We start from the raw sequence: 21,385 nt of genomic DNA on the forward strand, positions 1-21,385 counted from the left end.
CGCCTCACCGACATTGCCAGAACTACCAAACAAACCGCTTATCGCATTAAACACGGCCTTTTGGACCATTACTTATGTCAGCAACTCAGAAATCCTTCTATTTCTATGCGTTTTGCGTAAGTCCTATTAATAATACTTAATGCTGTGCTGCAACTGTTTTGCGGCGCTTATCCATGATCATTAGCCATGATGAATGGATGACGCTTAGACTTAGGTCGATTGCATGCAATGCATTGGGTTTAAAGCTTGTTATCGCTCATTGTTTGCTTGGACCAGCACCCGCGCAATGAAAAAACTGCGGTATCGCCAGTTTTTTTTCAAGTTCTGGCTTGGCTCTGTGCAGGCCAGTGCCAACGGTAATTTCATGATCGGAAAAAGATTCGCCACCATCAGAGCATGGGGCAGTTCTGTCGCCGGGTCTGGCTTTTTTGCAATAGACAAAATCTTGTGCCAACTCTTGCATGACGGGTGATAGGTCGCCTCGTATGCTGTCAAGCTTGTCCGGATATTGCCCGGTTCCTGATTTCACATTTTCCAGGGAAGCGATGACAGCATCGTAGGTTTTTTGCGTTTTTGTATACAGCCTCTGGCTAGTCTCGCAGGGATCTTTTTTGCTATCCTGTGAATTGTTGTGGTCTGAATTGTTAATCTTTGAACCGCGCGCGTTGCACACCGCTTCATAGTAATCATGCGCCTGCACCAGTTTCAATTGCTGTTCAAATTCCAGCGCCTGCTGGTAAATTTTTTCTACCTGCTCGTCCCGGCAGGCCAGTACAGCTTTGGGGACTGGTTTTACACTGAGGCAAATTCCGAATAGGGCAGTGTGTTGTATCACCGCCAGGGTCTGGGCAGGTAGGGGCAGCGCATCTGTATTTCGTGGCTTGCAACTGGCCTCGTCACCGCCACTAAGAGGCAAGTTATAACGCATGTTGTCTGCATCGCTGCTGATGATCGTTGTCATCACTTCTGTGGCTGGAAGCTGGCGGTCCAACAGCACAATACCAGCCATCAGAATAAGCAGAACAAGTAAAACTTTCAGACTGGAATGCATGGGAAAAATTGGTGATGTAAAGATGAGGGCGGCTTGCAAAAGCCCTCATCATAAATAAATTGGCGGCAGCCTCAAAAAATCTTTTTGCTCAATGCTATTCAAGATTGGCATGCCTCCGCATCATCACCGTCATTTCCCACTCTGCAAAGCCTTCTTAAAAAACACCATGGTCGCCGGCCAGGCAACAGTCTGTGCATGACCATCTTCTTTGGCATTGCCACCCATGGCGAATGGGGTGTAGTAATCATTCGGGCTATAGCCATCACCGCCGACCAGGTGCCCGGCTTTGGGGAAGGCGAGTAATTCTGTTTCCAGTCCTGCTGTCTTGCGGCTGGTGACGATGTTGTTGGCCATGTCCAGCGAAGGCCACATCTGGTCATCACCGCCTGCGATCATCAAGAGTTTACCTTTGAAATTTTCTACCGCGATGCGGGCAGCTTTTGCACGCTCAGGGTAAGCTTTGCGGCCTTCGATGTAGATGTGGGCCAGCACCGGCTGGGTAGTGGCAAAGGCTTTGTCGAGACCGGCATTGGGCGTATAGGGCAGGGTCTTGCCCTGGTAGCTGAAGCTGCCGTAGCGGCCAGCTTCGAGCATTCTGTCCATGGCAAAGCCTTCCCATACAAGGTCGCTCGGGGCGATGGCGACCACGGCTTTTACCCAGGGCAGCAGGCTGGCAGACAGCAAGGCCATCTCTGCACCTTTAGAGCCGCCCATCAAGGCGACCTGGGTGCTGTCTATGTCATTGCGTGCTGCCAGGGTTTTGTACAGCGCATCCAGGCCATCAATGGGGATGTCGATAAAGTCTTTGGGCAGGCCGGGCACTTCTTGCCCGCGCGGGGTATTTGGTGAATAGTAGGGGTAGCTCACAGCGGCAAAGCCGCGCGCCGCCAGCTTGAGTCCAAAGCGCCGGCCGGCAGAGTCACCACCCTCAGAGCCGCCGAGTATGATGACCACGGGTGGCTTGCCATTGGCATTGATGCTGGTGACAGGCAGGTAAATCTTTGCACCCGTGTGCCCGGCAATAGCCTCGGTCTTGACCGGCGTGATCGTGCTGCGCAGGGCGAATGTCATTTGCGCGAGTTGCTGCTGGCCCACCAATGCGGTCAGCCGGGTTTCTGCGGCTTGCCATGCGGTATCGACCTTGTTACTGGTTTGCATGGACCAGAACAGGCCCGCCGCATCCACGCCAGTGTAGCTGCCAGCCTTGGACTCGATGGTGGCCAGGGCGATATTGCCCTGCGCATCAGCCTGCATTTCTGCGAGGGGAGGGAAAGTATTTCCTTTTGAAAAATTCAGGGCAATCAAGAAAGTTGTGAGCATTTCTTTCGTGCCACTATCAAGGTCACCCCATCAAAGCCAATTATCAATGAAATCCAGATTACTGATTTGTTTAGCTTCAAGCCTGCTTTTTGCCTGCACCGCCTTTGTAGGCGAACCCGCAACGATTTATCTTGAAACCGCCGTGCCCTTGAGCAAGCGCGATGAAAGCATCATGCTAGGGCGTTTGAAAGAAATGTCTGCCAGCAATTTTGTCGTGAGCGACGAGCCAGGTCGTAAGGTGATCAAGGCGAATGGCGTGCCACCTGATGCTGAGCTGGCATTTCTTTTGCAGCATCGCGGCCAGTTCAAAGTCAGCTCAGAAGCGGGCAAACTATGGTTTTCCAATGAAGATATCGTCGATGCTGTTGCCGCGTTTGATGAAAAAAGCCAGCCAGTCTTGCGTTTGAAATTGAATGATGCAGCAACAGCCCGCGTTGCAGGTTTGTCTCAGGCTGGGACAGATCATATCTTGATTGTTCTGTTCGACACCAAGGTCTTGGCGCAGGCCAGATTGACCTCGGCTATTACAAATGGCATGTTGTCGCTTACAGCAAATAGTACCCCAAAAGAAGCCTCGTTAATTTCTGTCATTTTAAGATATGGTGCCTTGGAAAATGCGGCGACCTCAGTGACGACGAAGAGGCCCCAATAGTGAGAAAGTAAGTACAATACTTTTTGTCGCAGTATCAACCATCAATTTCTATGTGCATCAATTTCACTTCTACACCACAAGAGCGCATGGCCTACTTCAAGGCCAATACCAAGGGCATAGGCCCATGGAGTGCAGAAGTCTGGCAAGATTACGATGCCCCCATCGTCGTGCATGATGATGCGGGAGAGCGCCAGGCCTTGCTGGGTGCCTACAGCATGATCCCCAAGTCAAAAATGCAGCCTGGTGTCAAGCGTTTCTCTACGATGAACGCACGTGCAGAAACTCTGGGCAGCCTGCGCAGCTATGCGCCATCCTGGCACAGCGGCAAACTCTGCCTGGTGCCCATGCAGCACTTCTTTGAACCCAATTATGAAAGCGGCGCAGCCGAACGCTGGCGCATAGGCCTCATCGAAGAGCCAGACTTTGCCGTGGCGGGTCTGTACAAGGAATGGCCGCAAGAAGATGGCAGCGTCAGTTATTCTTTTACGCAAATCACCATCAACGCCGACGAGCACCCGCTGATGAGCCGCTTCCACAAACCCGGCGAAGAAAAACGCTCGCTCGTCATCGTGCCGCCAGAAGATTTTGATGACTGGTTATCCTGCCGCGACCCCGAATTCGCCCGCGCTTTCTTGCGGCCTTATCCCGCTGATCGCATGTTTGCCGACTTTGCGCCGAAGCCTGTAGTAGAGAAGGTGGCGAAGATCATCAACCCCAGGAAGCCGCAGATTATTGTGCCGAAGAATATGGATTTGTTTGATTGATGCCAAAACCATGATGATTTGCGAAATGTGCGGGAAGTATTCGCCATCTGATTCCATCGTATGTATAGAGTGCGCTTGTCCATTTTCTGCGATTGAAGATTTATTGACGCATCGCGAAGATAGCTCAGTAAATATCGTCAAGCTTGAGCCGCAATTGCAGGTGGGTTTAAATGATTTTTTGTACGCGGCCAATTTCGGTGGTGTCAGAATTGGGATGAGCAAGACGGAAGTTTTGGCGCTGGCAGGGCCACCCGCAGTGTTCGGCGACGGGACTTGTCTTGAAGATGCTGCGTGCTGGATCAATGGAATTTGCACATTCTGGTTTTCTGGTGCAACACTGGAGCGGATAGGTATATATTTCACGCTCGACTACGCTTCCAATAATGCAATCCAGTACGACAGTGATTTTCCGCGCCATCGTTGTCAATATAGAGAAGTGACGCAATATATGGAAAGAGAAAAAATTCTATTCAGCCATGATGTCAAAAAGCGTGCGATCATCAGCGGTGGCGGAGTGTATATTTATTATCGCAATGATGGTGAAATAAGTAGCATCGTATTTCCCGCTGTCAGATAGTGAATAGACTTAGATATTGATTCTCCAAATTATTGAGTGCGTCAAACAAATCCCACCCAGGCTTCACAAACGCATCCAGCCGTAACTCAAGTTTGTGCCGGGTCTTTGAAGTGCTGGCTATTGTTTCAAAGCCCTTACTTTCTTGATTTATATATCATCTCCGTCGGGTAAGAAACAAAGCCAAGGTCCTGATACAGTGCCTGGCCTTCTTCTGATGCACTCAGATTGAAGGTATTCAGGCCTTGCTCTTTGCCCAGTTGCAGCACGCCTGCGACCAGTGCCCTGGCAATGCCCAGTCTGCGCCAGTCTGGTGCGGTATAGACGTTGACGATTCTGCCGCGACGGGCTTGTGTATCACCGCGTATTGGTCCCCAATCCAGTATGGAGAGGCCGGCACCAGCGACCACTGTGTCTCCGGCCTGGGCCAGCAAGCCCAGGTAATTGCAGGCAGCCAGTGCGCCTGGCAGCCAGTTTGCATAGGCATCCAGGTCTTCTTGCCGTTCGTCTTCGCGGTGGAAGCGGTGGCGGGTGATGATGGCGATATCTGATGGTGTCGCCGGGCGTATGATCCAGTCTGTCTTCATGTGCTCATTCCAGCCCCAGTTCCCAATAACCCACATCCACCCATTGTTCAAACTTGCGTCCGACATCCTTGAAGTGGGCGACTTTTTCGAAACCCAGGCTTTCATGCAGGGCGACGCTGGCGGCGTTGGGTTGGGCGATGCCGCCTATGATGACGTGGATGCCGCGCTGGCGCAGGTCGGCTATCAGGGTTTGATATAGCCGCTTACCTATGCCCTTGCCTGCATGGCTGGCGGCGACATACACCGTGCTTTCTACTGAAAACCGGTAGGCGCTGCGGGCCCGCCATGGAGTGGCATAGGCATAGCCGATGACTACGCCATCCTGTTCTTCTACATACCATGGTAGGCTGGCGCTGACGTCCTTGATGCGCTGGGCCATCTCCTGTTCTGTGACCGGGTTTTCTTCAAAGCTGATGGTGGTCGTGGCGATGTAGTGGTTGTAGATGTTGATGATGGCGGCGGCGTCGGCGGCGGTGGCTGGTCGTATCATGGGTGCTGGCGGCGGTGAATTGGGTGGGCATCAATGCTCTGTGGGATGGACTTTAGCCGCGAAAGGCGAAGGCTGCAAGCTAAGCATGATCTTGGGTTTCTGCGCTTGTGTGTTCGCGGCTGAAGTCGCTTGATGATTTGGAGCTAAGCTTGGTTTTCTCTGTAGGAGCGGCTTTAGCCGCGAATAGGGGAAGCTACAATTTCTCCATCACCCTTGTCTGTTTGGCACACTGTTTGCGGCTGAAGCCGCTCCTACGGGTGATAGCACAGCATGTAGTGGCAAGATTGGCAGCGAGACAAAGGCGGAAAGGGGGATATCTGCCCATGCAAATTCTGCTTTACTTCAATTCTATATTTCCATTATTATTGAAATATAGAATTAATGGCAAAACTTTGAACGCACAAATCATGGAAACCAAACAAGCCTTGCTGGCCCTGGCGGCTCTTGCACAAGAGTCGCGTCTCGCGGTATTTCGCCTGCTGGTACAGACCGGCCCCCTGGGCATGGCTGCCAGCAAGATTGCTGAGGAGCTGGGCATTGCTGCGTCCTCGCTATCCTTTCATTTGAAGGAGTTGTCGCATGCAGAGCTGGTGCAGTCGCGCCAGGCCGGGCGCTTTGTTATCTACTCGGCCAATATCACGACGATGAACCAGATGCTGGGCTTTTTGACTGAGAACTGCTGTGGCGGCAATCCATGTACGCCGGTGTCGGTGCAGCAATGTGCTGCCACAGAATAAACAACCGTAGCCTTGAATCCAAACTACCCTGGCAGGCAAACCCATGAACGTTTTATTTCTATGTACCGGCAATTCCTGCCGTTCCATCCTGGCTGAGGCCACTTTCAATCTCCTGGCCCCGGCAGGCTGGCATGCCATGAGTGCGGGTAGCAAGCCAACGGGTGAAGTGCATCCACGTTCGTTGGCATTGCTGGCGCGGGAAGGTATTTCGGCCACGGGCTATGCCAGCAAATCATGGGACAATCTGCCAGCCACACCAGACATCGTCATCACCGTTTGCGCCAGTGCTGCGGGTGAAACCTGCCCGGCCTATCTGGGGCCAGTCCTGCGTACCCACTGGGGTGTGGCAGACCCCGCCCATGCGACCGGGACAGATGAAGAAATCGACGCTGCCTTCATGACCGCCTACAGCATCCTGCGCACCCGCATTGAGACCATGCTGGCACTGCCGTTGGATACGCTGGCGCAGGACAGGCAAAAGTTCAAGATCGCGCTGGACCAGATAGGCGAGATCACGCCATGAGCATGGCCAGACGTTTGGTGGCTGAAGGTTTGGGCACAGCCTTGTTGCTGGCTGTCGTGGTGGGATCGGGCATCATGGCAGAGCGGCTCGCGAGCGGCAATGTTGCGATTGCGCTGCTGGCCAATGCCATTGCCACGGGTGCGGGTCTGATCGCATTGATATTGATGTTTGGCCCGGTCTCGGGCGCGCACTTCAACCCTGTCGTGACATTGTCTGAGGCTTATCAGAAAAACCTGCCAGCCAGGGATGTGCTGGCGTATATCCTGCTGCAAGTGCTGGGTGCTTTTGCCGGGGTTGCCGCGGCACACGCGATGTTTGACCTGCCGCTATTCTTTGCATCTGCACATGCGCGTACCGGCATGGCACAATGGTGGAGCGAGTTTGTCGCCAGCTTTGGCCTTATCGCGGTCATCATCAGCACCAGCCGTAGCCGCCCGGCGGTGACACCATTTGCAGTGGCAGCCTATATCACGGCGGCATACTGGTTTACCTCTTCAACCTCATTTGCCAACCCCGCAGTGACACTGGCACGCGCGGCCAGTAATAGCTTTGCGGGCATACGCCCCGTCGATGCGCCGGGTTTCATCGTGGCGCAATTGCTGGGTGCGGCGGTAGCGACGCTGGTGTTTTGCTGGATGTATCCGGCCCGCCCGGTTGCGTAGCAATAGGTTGGCGTCTCGATTTTCACCGCGACTGTTCGCTACTCACACCAGTCCACCAGCCAGCTTCACAAAAGCTTCCACCAATGGCGACACTTCCCCCTTGCGCTGCGCCAGCAGTAGCGAGGTAGTTGCCCCCGCATCAGCAATAGGCCGGTAGCAGATACCATCAAAATGGATAGTGTAAAACGAACCTGGCAAGATGGAGATACCGCAGCCAGCAGCCACCAGGCCGATGATGGTGGAGGCGTCGTTGGCTTCTTGCGCGATTTTTGGGGCAAAGCCTGCGGCATGGCAGAGCCGCAAGATGTGCGGGTAAATACCGGTGCCTGCGCTGGGTGGGTACATGATGAAGGGTTCTTGTGCCAGGTCTTTCATGGGCACTTTTTTCTTTTTTGCCAGCACATGCGTGCTCGGCAGCACGGCCACCAGCGGGTCTTCACGCAGCTTGCGAAAGCGTAGCGGTGACGATACTCCGCGCGCCAGTTCGCCGCCTTCTGGCGGGCGTATGAAACCCACATCAAGATGATGCTGGCTGAGTGCTTCGAGTTGCTTGTTGGTCGCCATCTCGCGCAAGCTCAGTGTCACATCCGGGTATTGTTCGCGGTAGCTATTGATGACGGCGGCAAACAGCGGTGTGAACGGGGTCGAGAAAGTAAAGCCTATACGCAGCTCGCCAGTCTCGCCACGTTGGCCGCGGCGGGCGTTTTCGCTGGCCTGCTCAGATAGTGCCAGGATATGCCGCGCATCCTGCAAGAACAGCTTACCCGTTTCCGTCAGACGCACCCAGCGCTTGCTGCGCTCAAATAACTGCGCACCTATGTCGGCTTCCAGCATTTGTATCGCATGGCTTAAAGGTGGCTGGCCTATGTGCAGACGCTCCGCCGCGCGGGTGAAGTGCAGTTCTTCGGCGACGGCGATGAAGTATTTGAGGTGGCGGAGTTCCATGGGGTTGTGGTTAGAGGTTGAATAGGGCGTAGGTTGTGCCGAGTCTTGGTAATTGCGTAGGTTGGGCTACGGGGTATCAGCCCAACACTGTGCCTTCATATACGTATACGTTTTTATAGGCCCAGTGTTGGGCTGGTAAAGCGTAGCCCAACCTACGGGGAGCAAGCTTCATTCGTCATTCAATCATCTAAAAAATATATTACTAACGCCTTAAATATATATTGGACGCTATAAAAGCGCAAATATAAGATGGCTACTCCCTGATCGTCCAGCCACACCATCATGACCGTCGCCAGCATTACCCCGCCGCCGCAAATAAACCAGCCAGCCCGCATCGTCGCAGGCACGCCAGCGTTCCGGCATATCACCCGCGCCATGATCTTTGGTGGCTTTTCCACCTTTTCACTGTTGTACAGCATGCAACCGCTGATGCCTTCGCTGGCCCTGCAATTTGCGCTGAGCCCGGCGCAAAGCAGTTGGGTTTTGTCGATATCGACTTTATCGCTGGCCTTCTCTTTGCTCATCAGCAGCGCCATCAGTGAGCGCATAGGCCGCAAGCCCATGATGGTGGCAGCGCTGGCACTGGCGGCCATTGCCACGGTGCTGTGTGCGCTGACGCAAGACTTTAGCCAGCTGTTGCTCTTGCGCGGCCTGCTGGGCTTTGCCCTCGGTGGCATGCCTGCAGTGGCGGTGGCGTATATGGGCGAAGAGATCGAAGCCGCAGCCATGGGCACGGCAGTGGGCCTGTATATCGCAGGCAGCGCCATGGGGGGCATGATAGGGCGCTTACTGTCTGCCCTGTTGAGTGACCATTTTGGCTGGCGCACGGCGATGGCAGCGATTGGTGCTGCCGGCATCTATGCCGCGTGGGAATTCTGGCGCAGCCTGCCACTGGCGCGTAACTTCAAACCTGCGGCGCAGGTCTGGGGCAGCCTGCACCAGGGCTTGCGTCTGCATCTGTCAGATGGTGGCCTGTGCATGCTGTTTTGCCTGGCCTTCATGCTGACAGGCTGTTTTGTCAGTGTGTATAACTACATAGGCTACCGCCTGCAGGGCACACTGTTTGGTTTTAGTCAGAGCACCGCAGGCACGATTGCCTTGCTATATGTGCTGGGCATGGGCAGCTCGGTCTGGGTAGGACGTCTGGTAGATCGCATAGGCCGCCGTGGCGTGCTGTGGATAGTCTTGCTGGTGATGATGGCGGGCTTGCTGCTGAGCCTGTCCAACTCGCTGTACATCATGATCCCTGGCGTGGCCCTGTTCACCTTTGGTTTCTTTGCCTCGCATTCAGTCGCCAGCAGCTGGGTCGCGCGCCGTGCGCAGGCTTACAAGGCGGTCGCCTCTGCAATCTACCTGTGTTTTTATTACCTCGGTTCCAGCCTCATTGGTTCTTTCACGGGCGTGGTATGGGCCAGCCACGGCTGGGCGGGCGTGGTCATGCTGCTCGGTGGCATACTCAGTGTGGGTCTGGCGATTACGCTACGCCTGAGGACTTTGGTACCTGTGGCGGTGGCCTGATGTGAGTAGGGTGCGTCTTGACGCACCAACCCGGCAACTTTAGAGAGAGATGTGGTGCGTCAAGACGCACCCTACTGGGCAGTCAATGACGGCTTGAATCAGCTTCAGCCAACTGTCAGTTTTGAGAAGCGAAAATCACAGTGACTAGCCCCACCAGCCAGGGTTTGCGTTCTTTCGAGGTGTATGCCCCGCGCTGCATAGGCAACAAAATCGAGCCCGCAAATGTTTGGTAAAACTTCTTTATCGCCATGGCTGGCGGCGAACTTGCAAAAGCCGCAAGCCTTGTAGTTGATGCCAAATTCAAACTTGTCGCCCGGGCCAGGCTCGACAAAGTCATACACAAAATCTTGCGGAAACGCTTGTTGATGTTCTTCCGTCGCGCTTTGTGCCGCCTGCTCGCGCAGCAAAGCCTGGTTCTCTGACGACATGAATTGCTGGCCGGACGCGAGGCGTTCTGCTTCTGGCAAGCTCAGTAATTGTGCCTGATAGGTTTCCCGCTCAATGTCGCCAATGACAGACAGCGCCACGCCATGTCGCCGCAACACCCGGCTGATGGCCATAAAACCTAGCAGGCGCATGAAGAAATCGCTCATGCGGCTTGCTGCGCCACCGACATACGGCATTTGCGTGAGCACGATGTCGAACTCGCCCATCACCTCTTGTCTGATTGCATCAATGTCCGGCAATTGCGCTTGCTCACGCAACATCGTTTCTGCAAGCGCAAGGCGCTGGCGCATCGCTGCCTCCATTGCGCCACGATGCAACTCGTAATATGGGTGGATAGCAGGATGGGTAGAGTGATGAATGAACTCAGCCATTGAATACCTTTCTCAGGCAATTGGTGTATAGCAAACATGCCCGCGCGCTGATGCATGTACTGCAGAAAGCAGTATGCCAGTAAATCCGGTAGTATTGAGTTTGATAGCTCGTGCGCGAGCATGGTTTGACTTTGCTTAGCATAGCAGCATTCACGCAGTGTTGATAAAAGCCGGGCATGAAATAAATTCACTGAGCATTTCACTAAGGAGTATCAGGAATGGTAAAACGCATTGTCATTATCGCCGGGGCCAGCGGCATGGTTGGGAAAGAGATTCTTGCCGGCCTGCTGGCGGACGATAGCGTAGCAGAAGTGCATAGCCTGGGTCGCAAACCGCCCACGGTGCAGCATCCCAAGCTGAGTGCGTATATCGTTGATTTTTCCAGCCTGCGTTTGCCGGTGTTGCCGCAGGCCGACGAAGTGTATCTGGCGCTGGGTACGACCATCAAGGTCGCCGGCAGCCAGGAAGCTTTTCGTGCCATAGACTACGATGCCAACCTGGCCGTTGCCAGGGCGGCGCAGGCTGCTGGTGTCAAGAAGCTGGGGCTGGTCAGCGCGATGGGGGCAGATGCCAGTTCAAAAGTTTTTTATAACCGCGTCAAAGGCGAGCTTGAAAACGCGCTGGAGAAAATGCCGTTTGAAGGCATGGTCTTTGCCCGCCCATCCTTGTTGGTCGGTGACCGCGAAGTGCTAGGGCAGCCAGAGCGGCGTGGTGAAAAAATCGGCCTGGCCCTCAGCAAGCTAATCGGCTTTTTGATACCCGCCAACTACCAGCCTATCGCGGCGACTGCCGTTGCCAGAGCCCTGTTGAAGACTGTCCCGCAGGCGCAAGGTAAAACTATCTTGCTTTCTGGCGCTATGCATTGAGCTCCAACTGCTGTATCAAACCCAGCCTGTCTATCTGCACCCAGGCCTGGGCGATCTTGCCATCCGTGATCCTGTAAATCACATTGCCCTGCTGCGTTACGGCCTTGCCTGTAGCGGGGAAGCCTGCAAAAGGGCCACTGTGAGTGGCGCTGAAGCTCCACCTGACTGCGACCCGGTCAGCTGCGCCAAAGATATCTTCAATGGCAAAATTCACATCAGGAAAAGCCTTGCGCAGACCCGCAATATTGGCGGCAAATTCCACTTGACCATGCTCGCCACGGTTGCTGACAAAATCAGTGGCGATCATCTGTGGCACAAGATCAAGATTGCCGGTATTGAAGCAATCTTCATACAGGCGGCGAACGAGTTGTAGATTGTATTCGGTGTAATACTGTCCGGTGTGGTTCTGTTCAACTTGATTTGCTGTCGTCATCTTTCTTTCTCCAAATGTTAGCTTGAAACCAGGCGAAGAGTAGTGTAAAACCTCAACTTAACTTGAGGTCAAGGGGAATTTGCATGGCACAAATCAATCCGCAAGATATAGGCAAACCGCTGGCTGTCGGTGAGGTGGCGGCACGCAGCGGTGTCAGCCATCCATTTCTATGAAGCCAGGGGGCTCATACACAGCCAGCGCAATGCAGGCAACCAGCGCCGTTATGCGCGTGACGTGTTGCGCCGCATCGCTGTCATCAAGGTCGCGCAGCGCCTGGGCATCTCACTTGCCTCCATACAAACCGCCCTGGCAGAGTTGCCTGAAGGCCGCGCACCCACCGTGGCCGACTGGGCCAGGTTGTCAAAACGCTGGAAGGCAGAACTCGATGAACGCATCAATAATCTCATGGAACTGCGTGAACAACTGGGCGACTGCATAGGCTGCGGCTGCCTGTCGATCAAGGCCTGCAAGTTGCGTAACCCGCTGGATGCCTTGTCGGAAGAGGGGGCAGGGGCGAGGTTGCTGGGGATGGAATCGTCATGAAGACGGTGACATAAATAAAGAGAAAATAAAGAGAATGAAATACATCAATGACAAAAAATGAAGAGCAAAAAAATGATGCGGCACTAAGCGGCAAGATCACCCCCGCTGATATCAAAAACCTGCGTGCCAGAGGGGCGATACATGAACTCCAGCTCTCGAAAATGCCCACGCTGACCGACAAACTGGCGCAGGCTCTGCCAACATTAGAATCAGTGGAAAAGCTCTGGTTGTGGTGCGATGTCACACGCAAGGACATGCGCCATGTCATCAACACCCCCGGTTTGCGTGTGCTGGACATACTCAATATCAAGGGGCCGGACAGGATGGACAGCTTTGCCACAGCCCCTGATCTGGAGATTGTGCGGGCTAATCTTGGCATGTCTGAGAACGATGTAGCAAGCATCCTGCAGGCACCTGCACTCAAAGAGCTGGGCATGCAGGGCGCAGACCTGTCGCCACGTCTGATTGCTGCGATGCTGGCCCACCCGCACCTGCTTGCGCTGGATATGGAACGAACAGCATTTAATGATGCCATGGCCGCGAGCCTGAGCGCCAGCAAGCAGATTCATACGCTGGACCTCGGCAATACAAAAATCACAGGCAAGGGGCTCGTGCACCTGTGCCGCATGACGCAACTCAGGTCGCTGGATTTATGGGCAACGAAAATCGAGCTTGATGATCTTGATCTACTCGCACAACTGCCACATCTGGAGTACCTGTCACTGGGCAATGTTGATGATGCGCCAGGTTTTGACGCAGCTGAACTGATATCCAAACTGGAAGCGCTGGTCTCATTGAAGAATATCTGGCTTGATGGTATTCAATTCAATGAGCAGCAGGCTGCACATTTGCGTCAGCGCATAGCGCGGGTGAATATCACTTCAGTGTAATGCCGAATGCCATTTGTTTTTGACGGTTTCCGTGATACATTGAAGTATTAAAATAACATCAGGATAGTCATGCATAATCTTGGCGTTTGCACTCTGTTATCTGGGATGGCCATCGCTTTTCTTGCCCAGCTTTACCTTAGCTTGATGCTGTTTAAGTTTGATGCAGGCAAGGCTTTTGTAGCCTTGTTTATTCCGGGTTATGTTTTTTTGCTGGCGAAGCGGCATGGCCTGTTTAGCCATTTTCTCAAATTTTATATTCTGGGCCTGGTGCTATTGGTTATTGGTGGCGTCATACTGAGTTAATTTCTGTTGACTGTGAGGGCGAAAGATGGGGCATGGCTGCAAATCATCTGAAAATACATACAGCATGCCCGCCCTCTCTCTGATATCGCTGATCAGTATTGTATTAATGCTTTTGACTGGCAACGCCCACGCCCGCCAGCAAGGCTGGGAGCAGGTTCTGAGCGCCAGCGCCGACTATTCAGCAGCCACCCAAAAAGCGCTTGATGACGATTACCTGGTTTCCAGCTATGAATATTGGGATCTTGATCAGGTAACCGGTGAGCTCACATTCGCAGACGGGGGTGTGCAGAAGCTCAGTGCCAGAATCGAGTTTGTCGGTTCTTATTCTGACCGCAGCAAGACCTGGCTATGGAGCTGGGGTAATTCGACGATCACCCCGGCCTTATACAAACGCATGGATGTACTCAGGAGCCTGGGTGCAAAACACCAGTTCAGCAAGCTGACGCAACGCAGCTGGACTGCGCAATTGTCAGAGGGATGGGAAATGGCGACCGTGGCCAATTACCTGCTCAAGACCAAGGGTATTTACCGCGTGCCGTTTGAAACTGGCTTTGTGTTTTTGCTTATTACTGATATCAGGAAAGTGCAGCCGGAATAAATACTGTCTGCATGATACAGTCTGGTTTTTACAGTAAATTTGTATGATTGCGAGTAATTGATTCATGCGTGCGCTTAATTTTTTGATGGCAGTCGTGTTTGTGCTGGCGGGTTTGCCAGGATTGTTTTTCAGCTTGTATCTTGCCCTGGTGCCGAGTGAACAACACAGAGCCTTGAATGGAAGTAGCAAGACTGAAATTGCCGATGCCAAAGAGTACGTACAAGGCTTTCGGGAACAGCATGCGCGCATGCCGACTGCTCAAGACTTTGATGACTGGGCACGTGTCAGGTCAGACCTGCAAGGCATAGGCTTTTCATATAGAACCGCGCCGTTTTCCGACGAATTGATCAGCGAATTTGGCAAGCCGCCCGAAGATGCGTATGTTTTGGAGTTTATTCTTGGTGGTGCCCCTGTCTATTATCCATCCTGGTCAAACAGGGGCAATTCTGTGTATATCTCTGACGAGACATGGTGGTCATATGGCAGTCGCTGGGCAGATCTGGCCCACGCTTCAGTCTGGTGGTTGCTGCCATTTTTTCTGGCGGGACTATGCATGATGGGATACAGGGATGAAACTGAAGCTGTCTTGAAAAAATCAACCTGACGACACAGCCTGCATGCCTGTGACCATGCCACGCTTCCTCGCTCCTTTATTTAACCACCCGGCTATCCCTGATCATGTCATATAACAGCTGCGCCGCCGGTGATAGACGGGCGGCTTTGCGGGCCACCAGCACCAGGGTTCGTGAAATCACAGGGTCTTGCAGCCTGATCACGCGCAGGCGTGGGTAGTTGGCTTTTTGCATGGCGAGATTGGGCACGATGGCGGCAGCAATACCTGCATCGACCAGGCCGAGGGCGGTAGAATTGCGCTGCACTTCATAATGTATCTGCAGGCTTAAACCTGCTTGCCCATCTTGCGCACCCCGGCCACCATGCATGTTCTCTGCACCCAGGTAACCATCCAGCAGGGCGCGATTACCGCTGGCCTGTCCGGCAAAAATCAGCGGGTAGGGCTGCAATTGTGCCCAGGTCAGGCTCTTGCGCCTGGCCAGTGCATGATCATCACGGCAGACCAGCACGAAGCGGTCTTCCAGCAAAGGCGTGCTTGTCAGCTCGGGATGGTTAGGGCCAGCGAGGTTGATGCCAAATTCAGCCTCGCGCCGCAACACGGCCTCTGCCACGCCGACCGATGCATGGTCGAGTATCTTGATACGGTTATCCGGGAATAGCGCTGAATATTCGCGGATGACTTGCGGCAGGTAGCGCACCCCCGCTGTCGGTATGCAGGCTATCGACACATCACCGCGCAGCGCCTTGCCGGTTTCGCGTATCTCGGTCAGGGCGGCTGACAGCTCTTGCAACAAACGTCTGGCTTGCGGCAAAAAGTCTTGTCCCGTCCTGGTCAGGGCGATGGAGCGGGTGGTTCTTTCGAGCAAGGTCACACCCAAAAAAATCTCCAGATTGCGCAGCCTTTGCGTTATCGCCGTTTGTGTGACAAACAGCACATCAGCCGCCTTGTTAAAACTGCCATGATCGGCAATGGCCACAAAAGCCTGTACACCCAGGATATCGATTTTCATAAGAAAAATGAATCAATCATCTAAATAAATTCATTGTACTTTTAATTGCCCGAGTAAGAAGATGTTCCTGCAGTAAATATTTTTCACCGTTTTTGATGAGTACCCTCATGTTAAATCCACCATTGCCAGGCCTGGCTGTTAATGACACTGCCAGCATCACTTCCTGGCGCCTGTTTCTCGTATTTTCCAAAATAGCGATGACAGGTTTTGGCGGCGTCATGCCTTTTGCCTACCGGGCACTGGTCGAGCAATACCGCTGGCTTACAGCCGAAGAATTCGCCCGCTACCTGGCCCTGAGCCAGGTCTTGCCCGGCCCCACCATATGCAATGTCGCCTTGATGATAGGCAAGCGTTATGCCGGTATCCCAGGTGCGCTGGCCGCCATGGCAGGCCTGATCATCGCCCCTTTTTTGCTGGTGATCGCGCTCGGCGTTGCCTACCAGCGCTTTGGTAAACTGGCCATGGTGCAGGACGCTCTGACAGGCATGACAGCCGTGGCAGCCGGTCTGGTGTTGTCAACAGCGATCAAGATGGCAATGTCCCTGTTTGGGAAAAATGCTCAGGGTGCCGGGCCAGACAAAAGCAGCTTGTTCAACAGCCGCACTGCCTTGCAGGCAGCATTGATGACGCTGGCCTTTGCCGGGCTGGCCCTGCTCAAGTTTCGCCTGATTATTGTGTTCGTGTTGCTGGCCTTGCCAGGCAGCGTGGCTGCTTATTTTCTGAAAGACAAAAATGAATGACGAATCCCCCATGCTGGACCTGTGCCTGCATCTGTCTATCCTGTCAATGATGGCAGTTGGCGGCGGGCTGGTCATGATGGCACCCGACATCAGCCATTTTGTCGTCACAGAAAAACACTGGGTCACCAGCGCCCAGTTCGCCTCTGCCTATGCCATTGCCCAGGCAGCGCCCGGCCCCAATCTCTTGTTCATCTCCCTGGTAGGCTGGCTCATCGCTGGCTGGACCGGCGCGATACTGACGACACTCGCAGTCATCATTCCTTCGACAATATTGACGCTATCCGTCATCAGCCTGAATACCTCCAACTACAACCAGCGCCTGACCGCTGCCGTACGCGACACCTTCGCCCCAATCTCGATAGGCTTCTTGCTGGCCACCGCCTGCCTGTTCACACAACTCGACACCGCCAACTGGCGCACCGACGTGATTACCGCATTGACAGCCATCATCGTTCTGCGCAGCAAACTGAACCCGGTCATCCTGATCGCCGCCGGAGCTGTTGCTGGGATGTTGCATCTGATCTGACCTCAGGGGGAAATATCATGTCCGACGCGCACACCAGCCTGACCTTGCAAATGTTGGAATGGATACAGCAGCGGCCTCGCAGTTATACTGAAGTCATTGAGGCCTGGCACAGTACATGTCCAAGATTATGTATTTGGGAAGATGCCTGCGCAGAAGGATTGATCAGTTGCGAAGGTGGTGTGAACGGGCTGTTGACATTGTCGCAAAAGGGCGGCGCGATGCTCATGTCTGCAAGCAGAGAAAGGTGTGTAGGTACGATTAGCAGAGCGTAATCGTACGCATGTCAGCTACGGATTCAGATTTTCAAGTTTGATTTTTTCCGCAAAAACACATTTTAAACGCATCGTTTTCCAGTAGGTAAAGGCCTGGCGATCAAATGCATTTTGGCTGCTGTCAGGCTTGGCATGCGTACGATTACGCTACGCTAATCGTACCTACGCGACTGGCAAATTCTTTGCGCACAAAGCAAGAAATTCTACATAGTTCTTTGCAACTACTGAAACAGAATTACCTTCCCAATTAACAGAAATAATCTGCCCCATTTCTCCACCAACGTCAGGGTCGAAATCAAAACAAGTGTTGGACCAGTCGGTTGCATGAAATGGAATCCAGCCATCTGACCACAAATCACTTTTTACACTGCCTGACGTAATGAGTGGACTATTGTCCACTTCGCCATTGCGGATATTGGCATCGATCAAATCTTTGGCGATGCCTCTCATCTCATGCAGGGTGCTTAAAACTGATTTTGCATCAAACAGGCATCCGTCACAAAATTTAGTTGTCCAGCAAACTGTGCCGTTATGTCGTCTTAAACTGTCTAAAAACTCTATAGGCAGTCTGCCACCCAATTGTGTATTCAGATCATCGATGTCATGATCTGATGCTGGGTCATTAAGGTACGATCCCAAATCCGTATTTTTATGGATGTCGTTCCAGGATTCTATTTCTTGCCATATTTTTTCTAGCTGCTTAGTCATGTTAATTTTTTTTTAAAGTTTTTCTATTTCGGTTTATTGCAGCTCAATTTCGCCAGCTCCACCCTGCGGTTACGTGCACGGCCTGTGTCTGTGCCGTTATCAGCAACAGGCCGTGATTTGCCATAACCTTTGGAAGTCAGACGCGCAGCATCGATGCCATGCTGCACCAGCCAGTTACGCACACTGGCGGCGCGGGCGTCAGAGAGTTTGAGGTTGTAGTTGTCGCCACCGACATTATCGGTATGGCCTTCGACCTCGGCCTTGATGCTGGCGTCGGTTTTGAGCAGGGCTGCGACCTTGCTCAGCACGCTGTCGGACTCAGGCTTGAGTGTGGCCTTATTGAAGTCAAAGAACACGCCGTACAGGGGCACATGGCAATCCTTGGCGAAGGCGCTGCCGAGATCGGTCTTGCCCACGTCGGTGGTGCTGATCGAGAGTGAGGCAGTAAATTCATAATTGATGCGTGCCCAGATGTCGCGCCCATCCTGAGTGTAGTGTGCCACCAGCATGCCATAGTCGCGCACCGCAGCGGCGCTGGCAGGGAAGATCACGGTCCAGCCAGCCTTGATCAAGGCTTCACGGTATTCGCCTATGAATTGCAGTTTGGACAGCGTAGTCGGGCCCTGGTAGTTGCGTATCTCTACCGCCTGCCCTACCAGTTGCGCCTCCTGGCTCTTGCCGGGTTCGGCAACGTCAAGTGGCTCATTGCCATGGCCTTCGCCTGTGCGTTTGGAGCCGGGCCAGGGCGGCAGGTAGGGGATGTCATCCTTGGCACTGAATTTTTCTGGCTGCCTGGCGGGTCTGGGGATGGTGAATGCGGCGCCTGCATCGGCAGACTCGATCAGTTCTACCCACACTTGCGCCTGCGGTGCGTCCATCTTGACCTCGGCCCAGGCCTGCTTGCCGCCTGCCTGATAACGCATGGTCCAGCGCGCCTTGTTATCGTCGGCGCGCAGGGTCTGCCAGCCAGCTTTGCTAAGTACCGCCTGCATGGCGTTATGGATGCGCAGCTCGCTGCCGTTGTAATAACCGGGCGCAGGCTCACCGGCAGCAGGTTTGTAAGTCATCCAGCGTGCAAAGCGCTTGCCCTTGAACAGCTTGCTGGTGCCCGCTGCATCGACCACAAACTCAGCCTCGGCGACATTCTCTGCCTGCAATGCCTGATCAGGATTTGCGATGATTTGCGGCGGCAACTTCAGATAGTCGGGAAAGCCCAGGTCAGCCCAGGCAGGTGTTGCCAGTGTGCAGGCCATGCTCAGCAGTATCAGTTGGGGTTTGAAAAACCATCGCATAGTGATTCCCGTTTGGTGAGCGTTGATAGTCAATAACAGGCTGCGTCATATTAACCCTGGCATGTCGTGTCGATCAAGTGACTTTCCTTGCACGCATATCTGCGGGAAGCGCGCAATATGCGCGTATGCAGCATGCAGAAATTGTGCAGGAATTGTGTAGGAATTGTGCAACTGAGACATGTCGGTTATGGCAAATCTGCATCTGTCAATTTTTCATTTGCGCCGTTTTTGCTCTTGTCAGTACAAAATGAGGTGTGAAATGCTGTCTCAATATGCAAATAAACACACATTAGTATCTGAAATTTTTATATCAATGAAAATCTAAAAAATAAATCGCATGTTTAGCAAAAATAATGCTGTCAGTTAAACGATTTCGTAGCTAAACAGCAATATATTTTAGCTAAACTGCAGCGCAGCAATTTTCCTTTGCAAAATGTTTTGCTAGTATCCGCTCAAGACATTTAAGTAAGAGAAAAAAAAGAAAAATACCTTGAATTACAAGCCAGGGCGCTAAATGAAAAGAGCAGCAATGGGGTTGAAAATGCAAGCGGCATTCACGGCATTTTGCCACATTGAGCCGGTAGAAATTTCTTGACCTGCATTTTTGCAGAGTAAGGCATGACGCAACTTGGGATGCTTTTGTATTTGGCATCATTGAGCATTATCAAATCTGATTTTTTCGCATAGCTGGTGACGACACGCGCTGGCTATAGGTGATCTGCGCGCGTTTTTTTTGATCGCTTGTTTAGCCATGGCATAAAAGAGCCTGCCTGCAGCAAAGTATTTGCAGAGCCATTGCGCTACCTGCATTTCCCGGTTTTATTTTTTGCGTGACCCGTGGTCCGGCGCAAGGTAGCGACACGCCTGTCCATTTTTTCTCTCTATTTTATTGAGGTCTGACAATATGAAAAAAATGATGTTTGCTGTACTTGCTCTGCACATGTGGAGCGCCAACGCAGCGTCTCAGTTATGGGAACCCATTATGGACCGTGGCACATCTTTTGTTCCCAGCGGCTATACGCTAGTGTTCAACGATGAATTCAATGGCGCGACGCTCAATCGTGAACGCTGGTCAACACGTTATATCTACGCGAATGGCACGGTGGATTACCTCAACGAGACTGAACTTGAGCGCTATCGAGATAATAATAATCATGTTTTGCATGATGGCATGTTGTCGCTGACGGCGAGGAAAGTCGGGCCAGGTAAATATGAGTCAGGGATGATACGGTCTAACTGGGAAACCAAGTATGGTTATTTTGAAGCCAGCGTGCGCATGCCCGGTGGTAAGGGGGTCTTCCCTGCATTCTGGTTGAACTCTGGAAAGCGCAAGTCAGACGGGCGTTTGTATTGGGGGCCGGAGATCGATATTTTCGAATTTGTTGTCAATGGAGTAGAAGATAATCCCGGGCCATTCAAAAACATGCTGCATAGTGGCGTGCAAACGCATGGCGGCAAGATAGAAAGCCGCCTTCTGGCCAAGGGCCCGCGCTTTGATACGCAGTGGAATAATTATTACGCCAACGAAGACCTGACCAAAGGTTTTCATACCGTGGGCCTGGAATGGACTCCCACCGATGTGACAGTCTATGTTGATGGCCACCTGTTATACCAGCGCACCTATCGCTGGCTCTACAACGATGATCTTACTGAAGCAGGGCCAGCGCACGTGCTGTTGAATCTCGCCATTGGTGGTGGCTGGGCTGGCAGGTATGGCGTTGACGACAGCGTCTTTCCTCAATCGCTGGATATTGACTGGGTGAGAGTCTATAAGAAAGTCGGTGGATACCCACCAGGCTAACCCATCTGGCCGCTATATGCGGCACTGCTAATGATTGTGTAGTGATGATGCAGGCATGCCCCGGTTGCCTGCAGGGGCTGACTTGTCCCGGTTTTTGATGTGAGCAGGGCTTGACAGTACGGTCTTCATCGTGCGGCCCTGCTGATGCGATTTTGCATAAGTTTTCACTGGATTGGAATGGGGTTTTTT

27 protein-coding genes and 1 pseudogene are annotated in these 21,385 nt (G+C 53.0%); 18 read left to right on the top strand and 10 right to left on the bottom strand.

The features are described from left to right. Window positions 1–120, top strand: a pseudogene (locus ACO0LL_RS28420) (IS701 family transposase); the annotation flags it as partial. 136 nt (window positions 121–256) lie between these two features. On the opposite strand, the gene ACO0LL_RS28425 reads toward ACO0LL_RS28420, so the two are convergent. Both ACO0LL_RS28425 and ACO0LL_RS28430 read right to left on the bottom strand, forming a co-directional pair. Further along, on the bottom strand, window positions 257–961 hold the full coding sequence (locus ACO0LL_RS28425) for a hypothetical protein (RefSeq protein WP_422954190.1): 705 nt from the start codon (window positions 959–961) through the stop codon (window positions 257–259). A gap of 219 nt (window positions 962–1,180) precedes the next feature. Then, entirely contained in the window at window positions 1,181–2,371 is a 1,191-nt protein-coding gene (locus tag ACO0LL_RS28430; protein WP_422954191.1) for an acyl-CoA thioester hydrolase/BAAT C-terminal domain-containing protein, read from the bottom strand. Window positions 2,372–2,417: 46 nt separating this feature from the next. On the opposite strand from ACO0LL_RS28430, the gene ACO0LL_RS28435 reads away from it, so the two are divergent. The 3 genes from ACO0LL_RS28435 to ACO0LL_RS28445 are packed head-to-tail and all read left to right on the top strand — an operon-like array spanning window position 2,418 to window position 4,364. After that, complete coding sequence (locus ACO0LL_RS28435; protein ID WP_422954192.1) at window positions 2,418–3,023, top strand: SecDF P1 head subdomain-containing protein; 606 nt, start codon at window positions 2,418–2,420, stop codon at window positions 3,021–3,023. Window positions 3,024–3,073: 50 nt separating this feature from the next. Continuing rightward, entirely contained in the window at window positions 3,074–3,787 is a 714-nt protein-coding gene (locus tag ACO0LL_RS28440) for an SOS response-associated peptidase (protein WP_422954193.1), read from the top strand. Beyond that, on the top strand, window positions 3,780–4,364 hold the full coding sequence (locus ACO0LL_RS28445) for a hypothetical protein (protein ID WP_422954194.1): 585 nt from the start codon (window positions 3,780–3,782) through the stop codon (window positions 4,362–4,364). Before ACO0LL_RS28440 ends, ACO0LL_RS28445 begins: the two co-directional genes overlap by 8 nt. 134 nt (window positions 4,365–4,498) lie before the next feature. Here ACO0LL_RS28445 and ACO0LL_RS28450 read toward each other — a convergent pair whose 3' ends face one another. Beyond that, window positions 4,499–4,948, bottom strand: a complete 450-nt coding sequence (locus ACO0LL_RS28450) for a GNAT family N-acetyltransferase (protein ID WP_422954195.1) — start codon at window positions 4,946–4,948, stop codon at window positions 4,499–4,501. A 4-nt stretch (window positions 4,949–4,952) separates the two neighbouring features. After that, on the bottom strand, window positions 4,953–5,438 hold the full coding sequence (locus ACO0LL_RS28455) for an arsinothricin resistance N-acetyltransferase ArsN1 family B (RefSeq protein ID WP_422954196.1): 486 nt from the start codon (window positions 5,436–5,438) through the stop codon (window positions 4,953–4,955). 407 nt (window positions 5,439–5,845) lie between these two features. On the opposite strand from ACO0LL_RS28455, the gene ACO0LL_RS28460 reads away from it, so the two are divergent. Genes ACO0LL_RS28460 through ACO0LL_RS28470 form a run of 3 tightly spaced genes read left to right on the top strand, consistent with a single transcriptional unit; the run spans window position 5,846 to window position 7,360 of the window. Next, a complete protein-coding gene (locus tag ACO0LL_RS28460) occupies window positions 5,846–6,175 on the top strand; it encodes an ArsR/SmtB family transcription factor (RefSeq protein WP_422954197.1) in 330 nt (109 codons plus the stop codon). Window positions 6,176–6,218: 43 nt separating this feature from the next. Beyond that, complete coding sequence (locus tag ACO0LL_RS28465) at window positions 6,219–6,698, top strand: arsenate reductase ArsC (protein ID WP_422954198.1); 480 nt, start codon at window positions 6,219–6,221, stop codon at window positions 6,696–6,698. After that, entirely contained in the window at window positions 6,695–7,360 is a 666-nt protein-coding gene (locus ACO0LL_RS28470; protein WP_422954199.1) for an aquaporin, read from the top strand. Before ACO0LL_RS28465 ends, ACO0LL_RS28470 begins: the two co-directional genes overlap by 4 nt. Window positions 7,361–7,402: 42 nt before the next feature. Here ACO0LL_RS28470 and ACO0LL_RS28475 read toward each other — a convergent pair whose 3' ends face one another. Then, a complete protein-coding gene (locus ACO0LL_RS28475) occupies window positions 7,403–8,305 on the bottom strand; it encodes a LysR family transcriptional regulator (protein ID WP_422954200.1) in 903 nt (300 codons plus the stop codon). A gap of 282 nt (window positions 8,306–8,587) precedes the next feature. On the opposite strand from ACO0LL_RS28475, the gene ACO0LL_RS28480 reads away from it, so the two are divergent. After that, window positions 8,588–9,823, top strand: a complete 1,236-nt coding sequence (locus ACO0LL_RS28480; protein WP_422954201.1) for an MFS transporter — start codon at window positions 8,588–8,590, stop codon at window positions 9,821–9,823. A gap of 104 nt (window positions 9,824–9,927) precedes the next feature. Here ACO0LL_RS28480 and ACO0LL_RS28485 read toward each other — a convergent pair whose 3' ends face one another. Then, window positions 9,928–10,641: an L-2-amino-thiazoline-4-carboxylic acid hydrolase gene (locus ACO0LL_RS28485; protein WP_422954202.1), complete on the bottom strand. Its 714-nt coding sequence runs from the start codon at window positions 10,639–10,641 to the stop codon at window positions 9,928–9,930. A 218-nt stretch (window positions 10,642–10,859) separates the two neighbouring features. Between ACO0LL_RS28485 and ACO0LL_RS28490 the strand changes: the two genes are divergently transcribed. After that, window positions 10,860–11,507 (top strand): NAD(P)H-binding protein, encoded by a 648-nt coding sequence (locus ACO0LL_RS28490; RefSeq protein WP_422954203.1) that lies wholly within the window; start codon window positions 10,860–10,862, stop codon window positions 11,505–11,507. Here the strand turns inward: ACO0LL_RS28490 and ACO0LL_RS28495 are convergent. Then, entirely contained in the window at window positions 11,497–11,940 is a 444-nt protein-coding gene (locus tag ACO0LL_RS28495; protein WP_422954204.1) for an ester cyclase, read from the bottom strand. The genes ACO0LL_RS28490 and ACO0LL_RS28495 overlap by 11 nt on opposite strands. Window positions 11,941–12,090: 150 nt before the next feature. Between ACO0LL_RS28495 and soxR the strand changes: the two genes are divergently transcribed. The 5 genes from soxR to ACO0LL_RS28520 all read left to right on the top strand — a co-directional run bounded on the left by soxR (window position 12,091) and on the right by ACO0LL_RS28520 (window position 14,878). Continuing rightward, window positions 12,091–12,483 carry a redox-sensitive transcriptional activator SoxR gene (gene soxR, locus ACO0LL_RS28500; RefSeq protein WP_422954205.1) on the top strand — a complete coding sequence of 131 codons (393 nt, stop codon included), beginning with the start codon at window positions 12,091–12,093 and terminating at the stop codon, window positions 12,481–12,483. Between the two features lie 47 nt (window positions 12,484–12,530). Then, the gene (locus ACO0LL_RS28505; RefSeq protein ID WP_422954206.1) at window positions 12,531–13,373 is read left to right on the top strand and encodes a hypothetical protein; all 843 of its coding nucleotides are present in this window, start codon (window positions 12,531–12,533) and stop codon (window positions 13,371–13,373) included. 69 nt (window positions 13,374–13,442) lie between these two features. Further along, entirely contained in the window at window positions 13,443–13,676 is a 234-nt protein-coding gene (locus tag ACO0LL_RS28510; protein WP_422954207.1) for a hypothetical protein, read from the top strand. 64 nt (window positions 13,677–13,740) lie between these two features. Further along, complete coding sequence (locus ACO0LL_RS28515) at window positions 13,741–14,274, top strand: DUF6882 domain-containing protein (protein ID WP_422954208.1); 534 nt, start codon at window positions 13,741–13,743, stop codon at window positions 14,272–14,274. 64 nt (window positions 14,275–14,338) lie between these two features. Next, window positions 14,339–14,878, top strand: a complete 540-nt coding sequence (locus ACO0LL_RS28520; protein ID WP_422954209.1) for a hypothetical protein — start codon at window positions 14,339–14,341, stop codon at window positions 14,876–14,878. Window positions 14,879–14,924: 46 nt separating this feature from the next. Here the strand turns inward: ACO0LL_RS28520 and ACO0LL_RS28525 are convergent, their stop codons facing one another. Further along, a complete protein-coding gene (locus tag ACO0LL_RS28525) occupies window positions 14,925–15,857 on the bottom strand; it encodes a LysR substrate-binding domain-containing protein (RefSeq protein WP_422954210.1) in 933 nt (310 codons plus the stop codon). A 107-nt stretch (window positions 15,858–15,964) separates the two neighbouring features. Here ACO0LL_RS28525 and ACO0LL_RS28530 point away from each other — a divergent pair, with 107 nt between their 5' ends. Genes ACO0LL_RS28530 through ACO0LL_RS28540 form a run of 3 tightly spaced genes read left to right on the top strand, consistent with a single transcriptional unit; the run spans window position 15,965 to window position 17,395 of the window. Beyond that, window positions 15,965–16,597 carry a chromate transporter gene (locus tag ACO0LL_RS28530; RefSeq protein ID WP_422954211.1) on the top strand — a complete coding sequence of 211 codons (633 nt, stop codon included), beginning with the start codon at window positions 15,965–15,967 and terminating at the stop codon, window positions 16,595–16,597. Beyond that, complete coding sequence (locus ACO0LL_RS28535) at window positions 16,590–17,123, top strand: chromate transporter (protein ID WP_422954212.1); 534 nt, start codon at window positions 16,590–16,592, stop codon at window positions 17,121–17,123. The genes ACO0LL_RS28530 and ACO0LL_RS28535 overlap by 8 nt, the downstream gene beginning before the upstream one ends. 17 nt (window positions 17,124–17,140) lie before the next feature. After that, window positions 17,141–17,395 carry a hypothetical protein gene (locus ACO0LL_RS28540; protein ID WP_422954213.1) on the top strand — a complete coding sequence of 85 codons (255 nt, stop codon included), beginning with the start codon at window positions 17,141–17,143 and terminating at the stop codon, window positions 17,393–17,395. A 162-nt stretch (window positions 17,396–17,557) separates the two neighbouring features. Here the strand turns inward: ACO0LL_RS28540 and ACO0LL_RS28545 are convergent, their stop codons facing one another. Continuing rightward, window positions 17,558–18,103: an SMI1/KNR4 family protein gene (locus ACO0LL_RS28545; RefSeq protein ID WP_422954214.1), complete on the bottom strand. Its 546-nt coding sequence runs from the start codon at window positions 18,101–18,103 to the stop codon at window positions 17,558–17,560. Window positions 18,104–18,126: 23 nt separating this feature from the next. Further along, window positions 18,127–19,395 (bottom strand): OmpA family protein, encoded by a 1,269-nt coding sequence (locus ACO0LL_RS28550; protein WP_422954215.1) that lies wholly within the window; start codon window positions 19,393–19,395, stop codon window positions 18,127–18,129. Window positions 19,396–20,299: 904 nt separating this feature from the next. Here ACO0LL_RS28550 and ACO0LL_RS28555 point away from each other — a divergent pair. Then, complete coding sequence (locus tag ACO0LL_RS28555) at window positions 20,300–21,196, top strand: glycoside hydrolase family 16 protein (protein ID WP_422954216.1); 897 nt, start codon at window positions 20,300–20,302, stop codon at window positions 21,194–21,196. Window positions 21,197–21,385: the final 189 nt, after the last annotated feature.

The sequence above is a fragment of the Undibacterium sp. TC4M20W genome (genome assembly GCF_049340245.1).
Lineage (GTDB): Bacteria > Pseudomonadota > Gammaproteobacteria > Burkholderiales > Burkholderiaceae_D > Undibacterium.